Source organism: Actinomyces polynesiensis, from assembly GCF_000820725.1.
Taxonomy (GTDB): Bacteria; Actinomycetota; Actinomycetes; order Actinomycetales; family Actinomycetaceae; genus Pauljensenia; species Pauljensenia polynesiensis.
The window spans coordinates 1-15,202 of record NZ_CCXH01000069.1 but is presented as its reverse complement, the minus strand read 5'-3'; the positions used below and the strand labels follow the sequence as shown (position 1 = coordinate 15,202).

The 15,202-nt window shown below is 71.3% G+C and carries 16 protein-coding genes; 10 read left to right on the top strand and 6 right to left on the bottom strand.

Going from position 1 to position 15,202, the window contains the following annotated elements; all coding sequences use genetic code 11:
* The 8 genes from TA90_RS14840 to TA90_RS15975 form a co-directional block, all read left to right on the top strand.
* Nucleotides 1-930, top strand: a 930-nt coding sequence (locus TA90_RS14840; protein WP_222704592.1) for an amino acid ABC transporter substrate-binding protein, incomplete at its 5' end; no start/stop codon positions are given.
* Nucleotides 931-939: 9 nt separating this feature from the next.
* On the top strand, nucleotides 940-1,605 hold the full coding sequence (locus TA90_RS14835; RefSeq protein ID WP_043534438.1) for an amino acid ABC transporter permease: 666 nt from the start codon (nucleotides 940-942) through the stop codon (nucleotides 1,603-1,605).
* Nucleotides 1,606-1,621: 16 nt separating this feature from the next.
* The gene (locus TA90_RS02465; RefSeq protein ID WP_269419933.1) at nucleotides 1,622-2,416 is read left to right on the top strand and encodes an amino acid ABC transporter ATP-binding protein; all 795 of its coding nucleotides are present in this window, start codon (nucleotides 1,622-1,624) and stop codon (nucleotides 2,414-2,416) included.
* A 211-nt stretch (nucleotides 2,417-2,627) separates the two neighbouring features.
* On the top strand, nucleotides 2,628-3,869 hold the full coding sequence (locus TA90_RS02460; protein WP_043534437.1) for a trans-sulfuration enzyme family protein: 1,242 nt from the start codon (nucleotides 2,628-2,630) through the stop codon (nucleotides 3,867-3,869).
* Nucleotides 3,870-3,960: 91 nt separating this feature from the next.
* Nucleotides 3,961-4,905 carry an aldo/keto reductase gene (locus TA90_RS02455; protein ID WP_043534436.1) on the top strand — a complete coding sequence of 315 codons (945 nt, stop codon included), beginning with the start codon at nucleotides 3,961-3,963 and terminating at the stop codon, nucleotides 4,903-4,905.
* 9 nt (nucleotides 4,906-4,914) lie between these two features.
* Complete coding sequence (locus TA90_RS02450) at nucleotides 4,915-5,604, top strand: NAD(P)H-binding protein (protein WP_052450403.1); 690 nt, start codon at nucleotides 4,915-4,917, stop codon at nucleotides 5,602-5,604.
* A gap of 271 nt (nucleotides 5,605-5,875) precedes the next feature.
* A complete protein-coding gene (locus tag TA90_RS02445) occupies nucleotides 5,876-8,245 on the top strand; it encodes a carbon starvation CstA family protein (RefSeq protein WP_043534435.1) in 2,370 nt (789 codons plus the stop codon).
* Nucleotides 8,235-8,633 carry a YbdD/YjiX family protein gene (locus TA90_RS15975; RefSeq protein WP_043534434.1) on the top strand — a complete coding sequence of 133 codons (399 nt, stop codon included), beginning with the start codon at nucleotides 8,235-8,237 and terminating at the stop codon, nucleotides 8,631-8,633. Before TA90_RS02445 ends, TA90_RS15975 begins: the two co-directional genes overlap by 11 nt.
* Nucleotides 8,634-8,764: 131 nt before the next feature.
* Here TA90_RS15975 and TA90_RS02435 read toward each other — a convergent pair whose 3' ends face one another.
* Complete coding sequence (locus tag TA90_RS02435) at nucleotides 8,765-10,024, bottom strand: chloride channel protein (RefSeq protein ID WP_052450402.1); 1,260 nt, start codon at nucleotides 10,022-10,024, stop codon at nucleotides 8,765-8,767.
* Between the two features lie 215 nt (nucleotides 10,025-10,239).
* Here TA90_RS02435 and TA90_RS02430 point away from each other — a divergent pair, with 215 nt between their 5' ends.
* Complete coding sequence (locus TA90_RS02430; protein WP_052450401.1) at nucleotides 10,240-10,878, top strand: HdeD family acid-resistance protein; 639 nt, start codon at nucleotides 10,240-10,242, stop codon at nucleotides 10,876-10,878.
* 36 nt (nucleotides 10,879-10,914) lie between these two features.
* Here the strand turns inward: TA90_RS02430 and TA90_RS02425 are convergent, their stop codons facing one another.
* The 5 genes from TA90_RS02425 to TA90_RS15970 all read right to left on the bottom strand — a co-directional run bounded on the left by TA90_RS02425 (nucleotide 10,915) and on the right by TA90_RS15970 (nucleotide 14,061).
* A complete protein-coding gene (locus TA90_RS02425) occupies nucleotides 10,915-11,367 on the bottom strand; it encodes a MarR family winged helix-turn-helix transcriptional regulator (protein WP_043534433.1) in 453 nt (150 codons plus the stop codon).
* Nucleotides 11,364-11,642: a hypothetical protein gene (locus TA90_RS14465; RefSeq protein ID WP_147513323.1), complete on the bottom strand. Its 279-nt coding sequence runs from the start codon at nucleotides 11,640-11,642 to the stop codon at nucleotides 11,364-11,366. The genes TA90_RS02425 and TA90_RS14465 overlap by 4 nt, the downstream gene beginning before the upstream one ends.
* A gap of 32 nt (nucleotides 11,643-11,674) precedes the next feature.
* Nucleotides 11,675-12,094: an NAD(P)H-dependent oxidoreductase gene (locus tag TA90_RS14460; RefSeq protein ID WP_052450399.1), complete on the bottom strand. Its 420-nt coding sequence runs from the start codon at nucleotides 12,092-12,094 to the stop codon at nucleotides 11,675-11,677.
* Entirely contained in the window at nucleotides 12,091-13,572 is a 1,482-nt protein-coding gene (locus TA90_RS02415; protein WP_222704591.1) for an LLM class flavin-dependent oxidoreductase, read from the bottom strand. Before TA90_RS02415 ends, TA90_RS14460 begins: the two co-directional genes overlap by 4 nt.
* A gap of 72 nt (nucleotides 13,573-13,644) precedes the next feature.
* Nucleotides 13,645-14,061, bottom strand: coding sequence for a DedA family protein (locus TA90_RS15970; protein WP_187120072.1), 417 nt, complete (start codon nucleotides 14,059-14,061; stop codon nucleotides 13,645-13,647).
* 721 nt (nucleotides 14,062-14,782) lie between these two features.
* Here TA90_RS15970 and TA90_RS02405 point away from each other — a divergent pair.
* Nucleotides 14,783-15,112: a histone-like nucleoid-structuring protein Lsr2 gene (locus tag TA90_RS02405; protein ID WP_043534431.1), complete on the top strand. Its 330-nt coding sequence runs from the start codon at nucleotides 14,783-14,785 to the stop codon at nucleotides 15,110-15,112.
* Nucleotides 15,113-15,202 lie beyond the last annotated feature (90 nt).

The window sequence follows — 15,202 nt, the reverse complement described above, 5'->3', positions numbered from 1 at the left end:
CGTGTCACGAAGTCCCGTCAGGCAGTCACCGGTGGGCGACGGCGCGGCCCGCCCCTGGCGTGGGGCGACATGACCATGAAGACCCGACTCATCGCCGCCGCCCTCGCCACCCTGGCCCTGTCCGCCACCGCCCTGTCCGCCTGCTCCTCCGGGACGGGTTCCACCTCCGGTGGCGCCTCCGGCGACCAGTCCGGCTCCCGGTCCGCGGGCGCCGACGCCCTGGCCGAGCTCCAGGCCTCCGGGGTGCTGCGCGTGGGCACCGAGGGCACCTACGCCCCCTTCACCTACCACGACACCTCCTCCGGTGACCTCACCGGCTACGACGTGGAGGTCGTCACCGCCGTCGCCCAGAAGCTCGGCGTGACCCCGGAGTTCTCCGAGGTCAAGTGGGACGCGATCTTCGCCGGCCTGGAGGCCGGGCGTTACGACATCATCGCCAACGAGGTCACGATCAACGACGAGCGCACCGCGAAGTACGACCTCTCCGACCCCTACTCGGTCTCCATCCCCGTCGCCGTGGTCCGCTCCGACGACTCCTCCATCACCTCCCTCGAGGATGTCACGGGCAAGACCTCCGCACAGTCGGCCACCTCCAACTGGGCCGAGCTCGCCACGGACTCCGGGGCGACCGTCGTGCCGGTGGACGGCTTCACGGAGGCGGTCTCCGCCCTCAAGGACGGACGCGTGGACCTCACCTTCAACGACAACCTCGCCGTGCTCGGCTACCTCGCCCAGACCTCCGACGACTCGGTGAAGGTCGCCTTCCAGCTCCCCGACCAGTCCGTCTCCCAGGCCTTCGCCCTGCGCAAGGACTCCGGCCTGCTCGACGCCGTCAACGGGGCACTCGACGAGCTGCGTGCCGACGGCACCCTGGCCTCCCTGGGGGAGAAGTACTTCGGCACGGACATCTCGTCTGCGCAGACGAAGTGAGGCGCCCTCGTGGATGACTCCACCCGGCAGCTGCTGCTGGACTCCCTGCTGCCGCTCGCGCGGGGGGCGCTGACGGGGACGATCCCCCTGGCCCTGATCTCCTTCGCCATCGGCCTGGTGCTCGCCCTGGGCGTCGCACTGGCGCGCATCTCGCACACCGTCGTCCTGCGGGGGGCGGCGCGGGTGTTCATCTCCGTCATCCGCGGCACGCCCCTGCTCGTCCAGCTCTTCATCATCTTCTACGCGCTGCCCAGCCTGGGGCTGGTGATCGACCCGTTCCCCTCGGCCGTCATCGCCTTCTCCCTCAACGTGGCGGGCTACGCGGCCGAGGCGATCCGTGCCGCCATCCTCTCCGTCCCGCGCGGGCAGTGGGAGGCGGCCCAGACCATCGGCCTGTCCCGCTCCGCCACCCTCAGCCGCGTGATCCTGCCCCAGGCGGCGCGCGTGGCGGTGCCTCCCCTGTCCAACACCTTCATCTCCCTGGTCAAGGACACCTCACTGGCGTCCTCGATCATGGTGGTGGAACTCCTGCGCCAGGCCCAGAACATCGCGGCCCCGACGTACGAGTTCCTCGCGCTGTACTCGCTGGCCGCCCTGTACTACTGGGTGATCTGCACCGTCCTGTCCGCCGTCCAGCTGCGTCTCGAGCACCGCCTCGAGCGCGGTGTCGCCTGAACCGGGAGGAGGGACCGTGCCACTGCTCGACGTCGTGGACCTGCACAAGTCCTTCGGGGAGAAACACGTCCTGCGCGGGGTCTCCCTGCAGGCGGGGAAGGGATCGGTCACGGTCCTCATCGGACCCTCGGGGTCCGGGAAGACGACATTCCTGCGCTCCCTCAACGCCCTGGAGGTCCCCGAGTCCGGGACCGTCACCATCGACGGGGCCAGTGTGGACTACGCCGCCCACCCGAACCGCCGGGACCTCGCCGCGCTGCGTGCCCGCTCCGGGATGGTCTTCCAGGCCCACAACCTCTTCCCGCACCGCACGGCCCTGGAGAACGTCACCGAGGGACCGGTCCACGCCCAGGGCCGCCCCCGTGCCGAGGCCGAGGAGGAGGGGCGCGCGCTCCTGGCCCGCGTCGGTCTGGAGGGCCTGGAGGACCGCCACCCCGCCCAGCTCTCCGGCGGCCAGCAGCAGCGGGTGGGCATCGCCCGCGCGCTCGCCCTCCACCCGGACCTCCTGCTCTTCGACGAGCCGACCTCCGCGCTGGACCCCGAGACCGTCGGCGAGGTCCTCCAGGTCATGCTCGACCTCGCGGGGGAGGGATGGACCATGGTGGTCGTCACCCACGAGATCGCCTTCGCCCGGGAGGTCGCCGACCACGTCGCCTTCCTCGACGGCGGGGTCATCGTCGAGGAGGGGCGCCCCGGCGACGTCCTCGTCCACCCCCGCGAGGAGCGCACCCGGCGCTTCCTGCGGCGCGTCCTCGACCCGCTCGCCCAACACGGCGACGAGGGCGGCGCACCTCCGCTCGACCCGAGCTGAGGGGACGGCCCACCCCGGCGGACGCGGACCGGGGAGCGCCGGGAACCCACCTTCCCGTGACACGGACGGGCATCGTGACGCAGACAGCGCCATCCTTGGAACAGCTGGGGCACCGCAGGAGACACGACGAGTCCCCCACGGGGACTGCGCACACCCGACAGACACGACCGCGAGGCCCCTCCGCCCGGCGCGGCGGAGCGAGAGGACGGACATGGCACCCACGCCCGAGACCAGCACGAACCCGGGGCACGGGTTCTCCACCCGCGCGGTCCACGTCGGGCACGACCCCGACCCGGGGACCGGAGACGTGGTCCCACCCCTGCACATCGCCTCCACCCACGTCCAGGACGGGGTCGAGACGCTGCGGGGCGGCTACGAGTACGGGCGCGGCGCGAACCCCACCCGTGACGCCTTCGAGGCGGCCCTGGCCGACCTGGAAGGTGGTGGAGCCGCCCTCGCCTTCCCCTCGGGCATGAGCGCGGAGGACACCCTGGTGCGGGTCCTCACCCGCCCCGGGGACCACGTCTCCTTCGGTGACGACGTCTACGGGGGCACCTACCGCCTCTTCACCGTGGTGCGACCGGCCGAGGGTCTGCGGGCCACAGCCGTCGATCCCGCGGACGTGGAGGCGGTGGAGCGGACGGTGCGCAGGAACGGGTCCCGTCTGGTGTGGGTGGAGACGCCCTCGAACCCCCTCCTGGAGGTCTTCGACATCGCCGCGCTCGCGGACGCGGCCCACCGTGGGGGCGCGCTGCTGGTCGTCGACAACACCTTCGCCTCCCCCTACCTCCAGCACCCCCTGGCCCAGGGGGCCGACCTCGTCGTGCACTCGACGACCAAGTACGTCGGGGGGCACTCCGACCTCATCGGCGGGGCCGTGGTGGTGGCCGAGGGCCTGCGCCTGCCCGACCGGCCCGGTGGGAGCGGCGCCGACGGGGGCTGGACGGGGACGGGAGAGGTGGCCCAGGAGCTCCGCTTCCTCCAGAGCGCCGTCGGCTCTGTCCAGTCACCGCGCGACGCCCACCTCGCCCACCGTGGGCTCAAGACCCTCGCGGTGCGGATGGAGCGGCACAGTGCCTCCGCCCTCGCCCTGGCCGAGCACCTGCGCGACCACCCGGCGGTGCGTGCCGTGCACTACCCGGGGTTGGCGGAGGACCCGGGCCACGACCTGGCGGCCCGCCAGATGCGGGCGTCCGGCGGGGTCCTCTCCTTCGAGGTGGCAGACGGGGCGACGGCACGCAGGGTGGCGGAGTCCACCCACGTGTTCTCCCTGGCGGTCTCGCTGGGTGCCGCGGAGTCCCTCATCGAGTACCCGCCCGTCATGACGCACGCGGTCAAGCAGGGCGCCCGGTGGGCCGTGCCCGAGGGGATCGTGAGACTGTCCGTGGGCCTGGAGGACGTCGAGGACCTGGTGGCCGACATCGACGCGGCCCTGGAGGCGGCGGGCGCCTGAGCAGCCCGTCCCGGGGAGCGCCCGCCGACGACCCGCCCTACGCTGGACGTGCGCCTGCGGGCGCCACACATGCTGCTGAGAAGGAGACACCATGGCGAAGATCGGAACCTCGGACCTCGACGTCACACCCCTGTGCCTGGGAGGCAACACCTTCGGGTGGACCTCGGACCGGGACGAGTCCCACGTCGTCCTGGACGCGTTCGTGGAGGGGGGCGGGAACTTCATCGACACCGCCGACGTCTACTCGGCCTGGGTGCCCGGCAACCAGGGCGGGGAGTCGGAGACGATCATCGGTGAGTGGCTGACCCGGCGCGGTAGGCGCGACGACGTGGTGGTGGCCACCAAGGTCGCCCAGCACCCGCTGTTCCCCGGCCTGGCCCCCGACAACGTCACCCGCGCGGCCAATGCCTCCCTGTCGCGGTTGAGGACCGACCACATCGACCTCTACTACGCCCACCAGGAGGACCCGAAGACCCCCGTCGAGGAGTCCGTGGCCGCCTTCGCAGCCCTGCAGAAGGACGGGAAGGTCCGCCACGTCGGCCTGTCCAACTTCTCCGCCGAGGCGATCCGCGCATGGATCGAGGCGGCCGACGAGCAGGGCGTGGAGCGTCCCGTCGCGCTGCAGCCCCACTACAACCTGGTCCACCGCACCGACTTCGAGGACAACCTGCGCGCCTCCGCGGAGAAGTACCACCTGGGCGTCATGCCGTACTGGTCCCTGGCTGCCGGGCTGCTCACCGGGAAGTACCACTCCGATGCGGACATCTCGGGCGCCCGCTCCGACACCGTCAAGGGCTACGCCTCACCCGAAGCCTTCGCCGTCGTCGAGCTGCTGCGCCAGGTCGCGGCCGTCCACTCCGTGCAGCCCGCCTCGGTGGCACTGCGCTGGCTCGCCCTGCAGCCCACAGTCGTGGCGCCGATCGCCTCTGCGCGCACCGTCGCACAGGTCGCCCCGCTCCTGGCGTCCGTCGACCTCACGCTGACCTCCGAGGAGGTCGCCGGACTGGACCGGGTGTCCTCGCTGGTCGGGCGCTGAGGTCGCGCCATGTCCGACCTCCGCACCGACCAACCCTCGATCGCGATCGTCGGGGGCCACGGGCACATCGCACTGGCGCTGACCCGTCTCCTCTCCGGGGGCGGCTCCCGCGTGCTCGGGATCGTGCGCAACCCCGGCCAGGCGCAGGACATCGAGTCCGCGGGCGGTGTGCCCGTCCACCTCGACATCGAGGAGGCCACTGCGGAACAGCTCGGGGACGCGGTCGCGGGTGTCGACGCGATCGTCTTCTCCGCCGGCGCCGGTCCGGGGTCCGGCCCGGCCCGCAAGCTCACGGTGGACCTGGGGGGCTCGGTCCTCGCCCAGCGGGCGGCCGCCCTCGTCGGGGTGCGTCGCTTCCTGCAGGTCTCGGCCATGGTCGACCGCGATCCGGGTCCGGACGCCGACGAGTCCTGGCGCGCCTACGTCCACGCCAAGCGTGAGGCGGATGCCGACCTGCGGGCGACCTCCCTGGACTGGACGATCCTCAGGCCGGGGCGACTCTCCTTCGAGGCACCGACCGGGCTGGTCAGGATCGGGGAACCGCTCGAGCCGGGGGCGACCTCCGAGCCGGTGCCGCGGGGGGACGTCGCCGCGGTGCTGGCCGCGCTCGTGACGGACCGCCGCTCGGTGCGCCGGACCCTGGACGTGGTGGGTGGTGGCGCGCCGATCGGGCGGGAGCTCGACCGGGTCCTGGGCTGAGCTGCGCGGCGGGTCGGCTCCGGTCGGGACCGGGCGGAGGGACCGTTCCGGCCGGGGACCGGGTGCCCCACCCCACGGGTGCGGGGCCGGGCGGGGGCTTCCCCGGGGCCGGAGGCGGGGGCACTTGGTGGCGCCCGGGAACATCCACGAAAACGGGTCACGAGTCCCAGATCCGGTCCCCGAGTCGCACCTACAGTGGCAGGGACGGCCCCGGGGCGATGTCGCTGCGGGGTGGTCCCCATCCCGGTCCACGACACAGAGCGAGTCCCCCATGGCTGAGACACCCGTCCAGGAGTTGCCCTCCTTCACCCCCGAGGAGGAGCAACTCGTCATCCGCAACGAGAAGGGCGTGCCCGTCGGCGTCAAGCCGCACACCAGGTGGACGCCCGCGAAGATCGCCCTGTGGGTGGTGATCACCCTGCTCGGCGTCCTCGGCTGGACGATGCTGGCCATCGTCCGCGGCGAGGAGGTCAACGCGATCTGGTTCGTCGTGACCGCGGTGTGCACCTACTCCATCGCCTACCGCTTCTACGCGCTGTTCATCCAGCGCACGATCATGCGACCCGACGACCGCAACGCCACACCGGCCGAGCGCATCAACAACGGCAAGGACTTCGACCCCACCAACCGGGTCGTCCTCTACGGCCACCACTTCGCCGCCATCGCGGGCGCCGGTCCACTGGTCGGCCCCGTCCTGGCCGCCCAGATGGGCTACCTGCCCGGCACCCTGTGGATCATCATCGGGGTGTGCGTGGCCGGCGCGGTCCAGGACATGCTGGTCCTCTTCTTCTCCATGCGTCGCGGCGGGCGCTCACTCGGCCAGATGGCCACCGACGAGATCGGCCGGATCGGTGGCACCGTCGCCACCGTCGTCGTCTTCGTCATGCTGATGATCGTCCTGGCCGTCCTCGCCATGGTCTGCGTCAACGCCCTCGCCGCCTCCCCGTGGGGCGTCTTCTCCGTGGGCTGCACCATCCCGATCGCCGTCGTCATGGGCCTGTGGCTGCGCTACGTCCAGCCCGGGAGGATCACCCAGGTCTCCGTCGCCGGGTGCACCGCGCTGGTCATCGTCATCATCGCGGGCCGCTGGGTCGCGGAGTCCTCCTTCGGCCAGTACCTGCACCTCTCGCCCACGACCCTCGTGTGGGCCATGATCGTCTACGGCTTCTTCGCCGCCGTCCTGCCCGTGTGGGTGCTGCTGACCCCGCGTGACTACCTCTCCACCTTCATGAAGGTCGGCACCATCGTCGTCCTGGCGCTCGGCATCATCATCGTGCGACCCATCGTCGAGATGCCCGCCGTCACCGAGTTCGCCTCCAACACCGACGGCCCTGTCTTCGCGGGCACCCTCTTCCCCTTCCTCTTCATCACCATCGCCTGCGGGGCGCTGTCGGGCATGCACGCCATGGTCGCCTCCGGCACCTCCCCGAAGATGATCCAGAAGGAGTCCCAGGTCCGCATGATCGGCTACGGCGGCATGCTCATGGAGTCCTTCGTGGCCATCATGGCGCTCGCCGCGGCCGTCTCCCTGAACCAGGGCGTGTACTTCGCCATGAACACCTCGTCCGCCACCGTCGACAAGTTGGCCGGCACCTCCGTCACCGAGACCACGACGGACCGTGAGGAGATCACCTCCGCCGCCGTGCAGAACCTGGGTGTCACCGACGTCCACGGCAACAGCATCATGCCGCGGTGGGAGTCCTGGGACGACCAGGGCAACCCGACAACCTTCGAGGGCGCCGACGCGCTCAGGCAGGTCGCCGAGGACATGGGCGAGCCCTCCATCGTCTCGCGCACCGGCGGTGCCCCGACCCTGGCGGTCTCGATGGCCCACATCCTCCACCAGATCGGCGGCGGCCGGGCGATGATGGGCTTCTGGTACCACTTCGCCATCATGTTCGAGGCCCTCTTCATCCTCTCCGCCGTCGACGCGGTGACCCGCGTGGCGCGCTTCCAGCTCTCCGACGCGCTGGGCAACGCCCTGCCGAAGTTCAAGGACCCCTCCTGGAGGGTCGGGGCGTGGTTGTCCACCGCGGTCGTGGTCGCCTCGTGGGGTTCGCTGCTGCTGATGGGTGTCACGGACCCGCGTGGTGGCATCCAGACGCTCTACCCGCTGTTCGGCATCGCCAACCAGCTGATCGCGGCCGTCGCCCTGCTGGTGGTCACGGTCATGGTGGTGCGCAAGGGGTACGTGAAGTACGTGTGGATCCCGCTGGTGCCCTTCCTCTTCGACACCGCGGTGACCTTCACGGCCTCGTGGCAGAAGATCTTCTCCACGGATCCCAACATCGGGTACTGGCAGCAGTGGCGGGACGCGCGCGCACTCCTTCCCACCCTCACCGACGCCGAGGAGGTCGCCGTGCAGGAGGCGATCGTGCGCAACACCGCCATCCAGGGCACGCTCTCGGTCGTGTTCCTCGTCGCGGTGGCCTTCGTGGTCGTCTGCGCCGCACTGCGGGTGGTGCGCACCCTGCGCACGGGTGACACGACCACCTCGGAGGACCCGTTCCGGGAGTCGAACTTCTTCGCGCCCTCGACGCTCATCGCCTCGAAGCTCGACAAGGAACTGGCCCGGGAGTACGCGGTGGTCGGGGACCCAGCCCTGGTCCCCGGTCACCCGGAGCACCGCGGTGGGCACTGAGGTGTCCTCCTCGCGCACCAGCGGTGCCGCTCCCGTCCCTGCCGTGGACGAGGGCGGCGCCGCCGTGCGCCCGGTGCCGGACCTGCGTGCGGCTGCCCGTACGGGGGAGGTGGAGCGAGGGCCGGTACGAGGACCGGGTCCGGGGGTCGACGGCCCGGGGCCGGGCGCGGACAGGAGCGCACGGTGGCACGGCCCCCAGGAGTCCCCGCGCGGGTACCTGCGGGAGGCGCGTCGGCTGTGGCGTGACTTCACGGGGGAGTCGGCCTACGACCGCTACGTGGAGCGTCATGCCCGTGAGCACCCCGACCACGAGCCGATGACGGAGCGCCAGTTCTGGCGTGCCCGGGCGGACTTCGAGGAGGGGAACGTCTCCACCGGTTGCTGTTGACCGCGCCGGCCCGACCCACGGGCCCGCGGTCGCGACGGGCCAGGGACTCGGTGGCGCGCCCGGGAGGTGGCGGCGGTGACGTGCCGGTCGGGCGGGAACCCGGCCCGGTCCGGTCCCGTCCACGTCCGCGTTCAGCGGCTCCCGCGGCGCGCGGACGGCGCGGAGAGGCGCCCCTCGACCCAGGCGGACGCCGCCACCGCGCCGGCCAGTGCCAGGAGGGCGGGCACGAGGACCTGCACCCCCTGCTGGGTGAGCTCGAGGACGAGGACCAGCGCCGTGAAGGGGGCCCGCATCGAGGTCCCGAGGAAGGTCGCGGCACCGATGAGTGCGAAGGCCGCGACCTGCGTGCCCGGCCACATCATCGACCACGCGAGGCCGGAGAGGGCGCCCAGGCCGGCACCCAGGGCGATGCCGGGGGTCAGGGTGCCACCCCAGGCTCCGGAGCGGATCGTCAGGAGTGTGGCCACGGCCCGGGCGAGCACCACCACCACCAACGGCGCGAGTGCTGTCGCGTCGAAGGCCGTCTGGGCGGTGGACTGTCCGTTGCCCAGGACGCTGGGCACCCACACCGAGACCAGTCCGACCACGGTGAATCCCAGCGGCATCGTGAGGAGGAGGCTCGCGCCGGTCGGGCGGTCGACCTCGAAGCGGCGCACCGCACGGTGGAAGAGGTGCCCGAGGGCTCCGAGGAACGGCCCCATGACCACCGCCCACACCAGCAGCGAGGCGGTCGCGCGGAGGTCCGGCACCGTGTAGAACGGCTCCGGCCGCTGCCAGCCGTCCGCGACGAGCACGGCGACACCGGAGGTGGCCAGTGCCGGCCACACCGAGCGCGGGCCGAGGTTCACCAGGAGGACCTCCAGGGCGAAGACCGCCCCGGACAGTGGGATGGAGTAGACCGCGGCCAGGCCGGCACCCGCCCCGCAGGCCACGACCGTGCGGCGGTCGGCGGCGGTGAGGCCGAGACGGTCGGCGAGGGCGCCCGACAGGGCGGCACTCATCTCCCGGGGCGCGACCTCCCGGCCGATCGAGGCACCCAGACCGACGATGACGACCTGGGTGGTGGAGTGCAGGAATGTCGTCACCAGCGGCATGCGCCACCCCGCCACCGCATCGGTGACGGAGACGATGCCCCGACCGTGGCGGCGGATGAGGAACCAGGACACCCCGCCGATGAGCCCGGCCAGGGCCAGGACGGCCACCCGTCTGCGGGGGTCGGTGGAGACGACCGCGGCGAGGAACGTGCCCTCACCCAGGCCGTAGGCGAGGTGTTCCAGCAGGTGGAGCAGTCGCACGAAGAACCAGCCGGTTGCCCCCGCCGTCAGGCCCGACAGGAGCACGGCCGAGAGGAAGCGGAGGGCGGGGGTGCGCGCCTCACCTGCGGGGTCCATGCCCCCACGCTACGACGTGCGTTCCTCCCCCGGCGAACCGGTCACGCCGTGGGTCCGACCGCCGGGCCGGGAGGCGGGTCGTGAGGGACAACCGTGTCACACCGGTCCGCCCCCCGGTGGGGGAGTGCCGCGGGAGCCGTGAGCCGTCTACGCTGGGACCGGACCCTCCGGCACCCGCCAGGTGAAGGGCCTGCACTGCATCCTCGGGAGGACACATGTCCACGCCAACCACCCCCTTCGACTCCCTGCGTCTCGATGCCTCGAGAGTGACCAGCTCGGTCCTGCATGCCGTGCGGTCGACGATCCTCGTCGCGGGCTCCGCGGCCATCATCATCGGTGCACTCCTGCTCATTTGGCCGACCAAGTCCCTCCAGGTCGCGGCCGTGCTGCTCGGCATCTACTTCCTGATCTCCGGCGTCGCCCGTGTCCTCCTGGCCCTGTCCACCCCCGGACTCTCGGCGGGCCTGCGGGTGCTCGACCTGATGTTCGGCATCCTCTTCATCGTGGGCGGCGTGTTCATGCTCCGCAACTCCGCGATGGCAGCAGCGACGCTCGCCGTGGTCATCGGCTTCATCGTCGGCATCGCCTGGATCGTGGAGGGCATCCTGGCCCTCGTCGAGTCCGGCTCCGCGGCCTCGCAGGGCTGGGCCATCGCCTTCGGGATCATCTCGATCCTCGCCGGCGTGACCGTCCTCGCGGTCCCCGGCTGGTCCGCGGTCTGGCTGGTCATCTTCACCGGTGCGGCCCTGGTGGTCAGTGGTGTCGTGGCGATCATCCGCGGCATCCGCCTCGGTCGCGACGCCGAGTCGGCCCTCGCCGACAACGTCATCGAGGGGACCGTCTCGGGTCTCTGAGCAGCCCGCGGACCGCCCGGCGTCCCCGGGTGCCCCTCAGGAGTCCTCGTCGAGACGCCGGGCGATCCGCGTGAAGACGCGCTCGAGGACCTCGTCCTCCCCGGGCTCGAGGTCGTCGAGCACCAGGTCGCGCACGAGCGCACGGTGCACGCGGGCGGCCTCGTCGAACACCGAGCGTCCCGCCGGTGTCAGGTGCACCTGACCCCCACGGCCGTCCGTGTCGCAGGCGCGCCGCTCCAGCAGCCCGCGCCTGCCCAACCTGTCGAGGGTGTGGGTGAGGCGTGAGGGGCTGAAGACGACCTCGTGGGCGAGGGCCGAGGGGCGGATGCCCCCCGACCCCGCGCGCTGCACCTGGAGGAGGACGTTGTACTCGGGGAGGCTGAGCGAGCACCCGGCCTTGAGCCGGCGCTCGAGCCTGTCGGCCAGCCGCGACGTGGTCGTGAAGTAGGCCTCCCACGCCCGTGCCCGTGCGGCGCTGCCCCGGCTCACCGCTCCCCACCGCCGTGCAGGAGCGTCTCGAAGTCGACGAACCCCGGGTACGTCCCCGCCTCCGAGGACGTCCCCGGGTCCGCCGTCGCGGGGGTGTCGCCGCTGCCGGGGCGGGGGACCACCCGCGGTCCCGTCGTCGGGGCGGGGGCCACCATGTCGAGCAGCTCCGAGGTGGCGCGGCGGATCCTCGTGCCCAGACGCGTCCCACCCGATCCGTCGGAGTCGGCGGCGCTCGCCCCCCAGTCCTCCGTCGCGGCGTACACCGCCGTCGTCACCGTGGGGGCGTGGAGGTAGGTGAAGAGGGGCCTCAGCGCGGTCTCCGTGACGAGGGCGTGGCGGGGGTTCCACCCGTCGCCCCCAGGAGGACGGGCGTCGCCCCGCAGGCGTCCTCGTCCACGACGTCGAAGAACGACTTGAACAGTCCCGAGAAGGAGGCGCGGTAGACGGGGGTCAGGGCGATGACGCCGTCGGCCGCGCCCACCGAGTCGAGGGCCGTCTGCAGGTCGGGCGGCGCGAATCCGGTGGTGAGGGCGTCGGCGACGGCGCGCGCGAGTGGACGCAGGTCGACGACGGTGACCTCAACGGACAGGGCGCGGCGGGTGGCGTGGTCCCGGAGGGAACGCACGAGGGCGTGACCGAGCCGTGCCGTGGCCGATTCCGAGGACAGGCCGGCGTTGACGACGACGATCCGCAGTGGCTCCTCCGGGGTGCTCCCCACCGCGCTCATCGCGCCTCCGTCAACCGGATGAGGGTGTCCGCGTGGTCCACGGCGTCCTCGTCACTGGGGGCGAGCGGGTAGAAGGAGGCCCCGGTGACGGAGTCCTGGGTGGGGGAGACCGGGCGGGGGCCGAAGGAGTCGGCGTTCGCGGCGCCTGGGTCCTCCCGCGTGCCCGTGGGGGTCCCCGGCGTGGTCCCGGTCAGTGACACGTCGTCGGCCCCGTCCGGGGACGTGACGTCCGAGGGTGTGGAGGAGTCCGCGGTGGAGGCGCCGACGGTGGAGTGATCGGCCGTGGGCGTGGAGGGATCCCCGGGGGGGCGCCCCGTGCGGTCCCCCCGTGCGAGGCGGACCTCCTCGAGCACCCGCCCGGCCCGCGCGAGCTCGGTCGTGATCCTGCTCGTGGCACCCTCCCCGTCGCGTCGGCGCAGCATGGACTCGTGGGTGGGCGGATCTGAGGGGACCCCCGGCGCGCGCAGCGACTCGAACTCGTGTCGCAGGACGGGCACGACCTCCCCACCGAGGAGGTCGAGCTGTTCGAGGACCGTCTTCAGGGGGAGCCCCGCGTGGTCCATGAGGAAGAGCTGGCGCTGGTAGTCGCCGACGTACTCCCGGAAGCCCAGGGTGCGGTCGATGACCTGCTGGGGGGACCCGACGGTGAGGGGGGTCATCTCGGTGAACTCCTCCAGGGAGGGTCCGTGGCCGTAGACGGGGGCGTTGTCGAAGTAGGGGCGGAACTCCGCCACCGCGTCCTGGGAGCGGTGACGCATGAAGACCTGTCCCCCCAGTCCGACGACGGCGTTCGCGGCGGGTCCGTGCCCGTGGTGCTCGTAGCGCTCGCGGTAGAGGGCGACCATGCGGCGGGTGTGCTCGGCCGGCCAGAAGATGTGGTTGTGGAAGAAACCGTCCCCGTAGTAGGCCGCCTGCTCGGCGATCTCCGGGGAGCGGATGGACCCGTGCCAGACGAAGGGTGGGATGCCGTCGAGCGGGCGGGGTGTGGAGGTGAAGCCACGCAGGGGGGTGCGGTGGCGGCCCTCCCAGGTCACGACCTCCTCGTCCCACAGGCGGCGCAGGAGGGCGTAGTTCTCCACGGCGAGGGGGATCCCCTCGCGGATGTCCTTGCCGAACCAGGGGTAGACGGGGCCCGTGTTGCCGCGGCCCATCATCATGTCGACCCGCCCATCCGACATGTACTGGAGCATGGCGTAGTCCTCGGCGATCTTCACCGGGTCATTGGTGGTGATGAGGGTGGTCGAGGTCGACAGGTGCAGCGTGGTCGTCGCGGCGGCGATGCGGGCCAGGGTGGTCGTCGGGGAGGAACTGAAGAAGGGCGGGTTGTGGTGTTCGCCCAGGGCGAACACGTCCAGTCCCACTTCCTCGGCGTGACGGGCGATCGTCAGGGTTGCCGCGATGCGTTCGGCGTCGTCGGGCGTGTGCCCGGTGGTCGGATCCGTGGTCTCGTCACTGACGGTGAAGATCCCGAACTGCATGTGTGCCCCCGATGTCCGTGGCTGCGCCGGTCGACGTGACCGGCAGTCGCCACAGAGTAGTACAGATTTCAACTACATGTCGAGGGGGAGGGCCACTGTCCCACGGAGACCCGCTGCGGGCTGCTGGGACGTCCCGGCCGACTGCGGGGACGGCGCGGAGGACCGCTGTGGAACGGGTGGGTCCTGTGACGTGGACGGGACGCCTGTCCCGTCCACGGTCCCTGCCGCAGGGCGCTGGAGGACCTGGGCGAGGGCGGCCACCAGCGATCCGACGACCAGCCCGACGAGGATCCCGATCGCCATGCCGACCAGTGGGTGTGTGCTGAGGGTGCCGCCCAGGGCGCCCGACAGGGCGTAGGTGCAGGCCCACGTGGAGGCGGCGATGCCGTCCAGGAGCAGCACCCGACCCAGGGGCACGCGCCGCGCCCCCGCCGCCAGGAAGACGGCGACCCGGAGGACGGGGACGAACCGGGAGGTCGACAGGAGCACCGTCCAGTGGCACTCCGCCCGGGACACGACGCTGCCGGAGAGCCGGGAGAGGCGACCATTTCCGTGTGTGGAAATGCGACGCCCGATTGCAACCATTGTCAGATCACCTGCGAGTGCACCGGTTGACCCTATTGCCATGACGGCCACGAGGAGTTCCGGTGATCCCGAGGAAATGGCTGCAGCACCGAGAGCAGACACCAATGTGCCCGATGGCAGCGGTGGAAAGAATCCGTCCCCCCAGCACAGGAGGAAGAGCACCAGGAGAGACCAGTGGGAGGTGGACGCGCCGGCCACCCAGTCCCCGAGGGAGGTCCCGAGCGAACCGATCAGGGCGAGGAACTCCATGACACCTCCTCCTCGGGTCGAACCGGAGTGGAACACGTCCGGCCATTACCCACCGTTCCATCCCCTCCCCGTCCGCGCCATCGGGGAATGCCCTGAAGGGACCCTGATTCGCAGGTCAGGGGGAGGGCCCCCTCCGCGGGGAGCCGGGCGGGGGTCCGCTCTTGGGCGGACGGACGAAGTGGAGCGAATCCACGGGTAAATGCGTTGGAATGCCAATGGCATCGAATCGATCAAAGTGGGACACGTGTTCCAGTGATTTTTCGACAATGTCAGCGGGAGACATTCCTGTGGGCGCCTATTGCTGATGACACGGGTTGGGAACACTGATAGCGTTCTGTTCCGAAGTGGTTTCCACTGTGAGGATGGGAGAGGAAACATGAAGAAGACCGAGGTTGTCCTCGTGGATGACATCGACGGTTCGAGCGCGGACAGGACGATCTCATTCTCAGTGAATGGGGTCGCGTTCGAGATCGACCTGAACGAGGAGCACGCGACCGACCTGCTCGAGGATTTCGCGAAGTGGGAGTCCCACGCCCGTCGGGTGGGGGGACGCACCACGACGCGTCGTCGTCGGAGCTCCTCCGGCAGTGCTCCGTCCGAGGCCGCGAAGATCCGGGCCTGGGCACAGAAGAAGGGCATCGAGGTCTCCGACAGGGGCCGCATCCCGGCTCCCGTGGTGGAGCAGTACCACGCGGAGAACGACTGACCACGACGAGGTCGTGACGGTGACCACCCCCGGGACCCCGCGGTCCCGGGGGTGGTCCCATGACAGGGACCTGCCGGTGATGTGAGAATG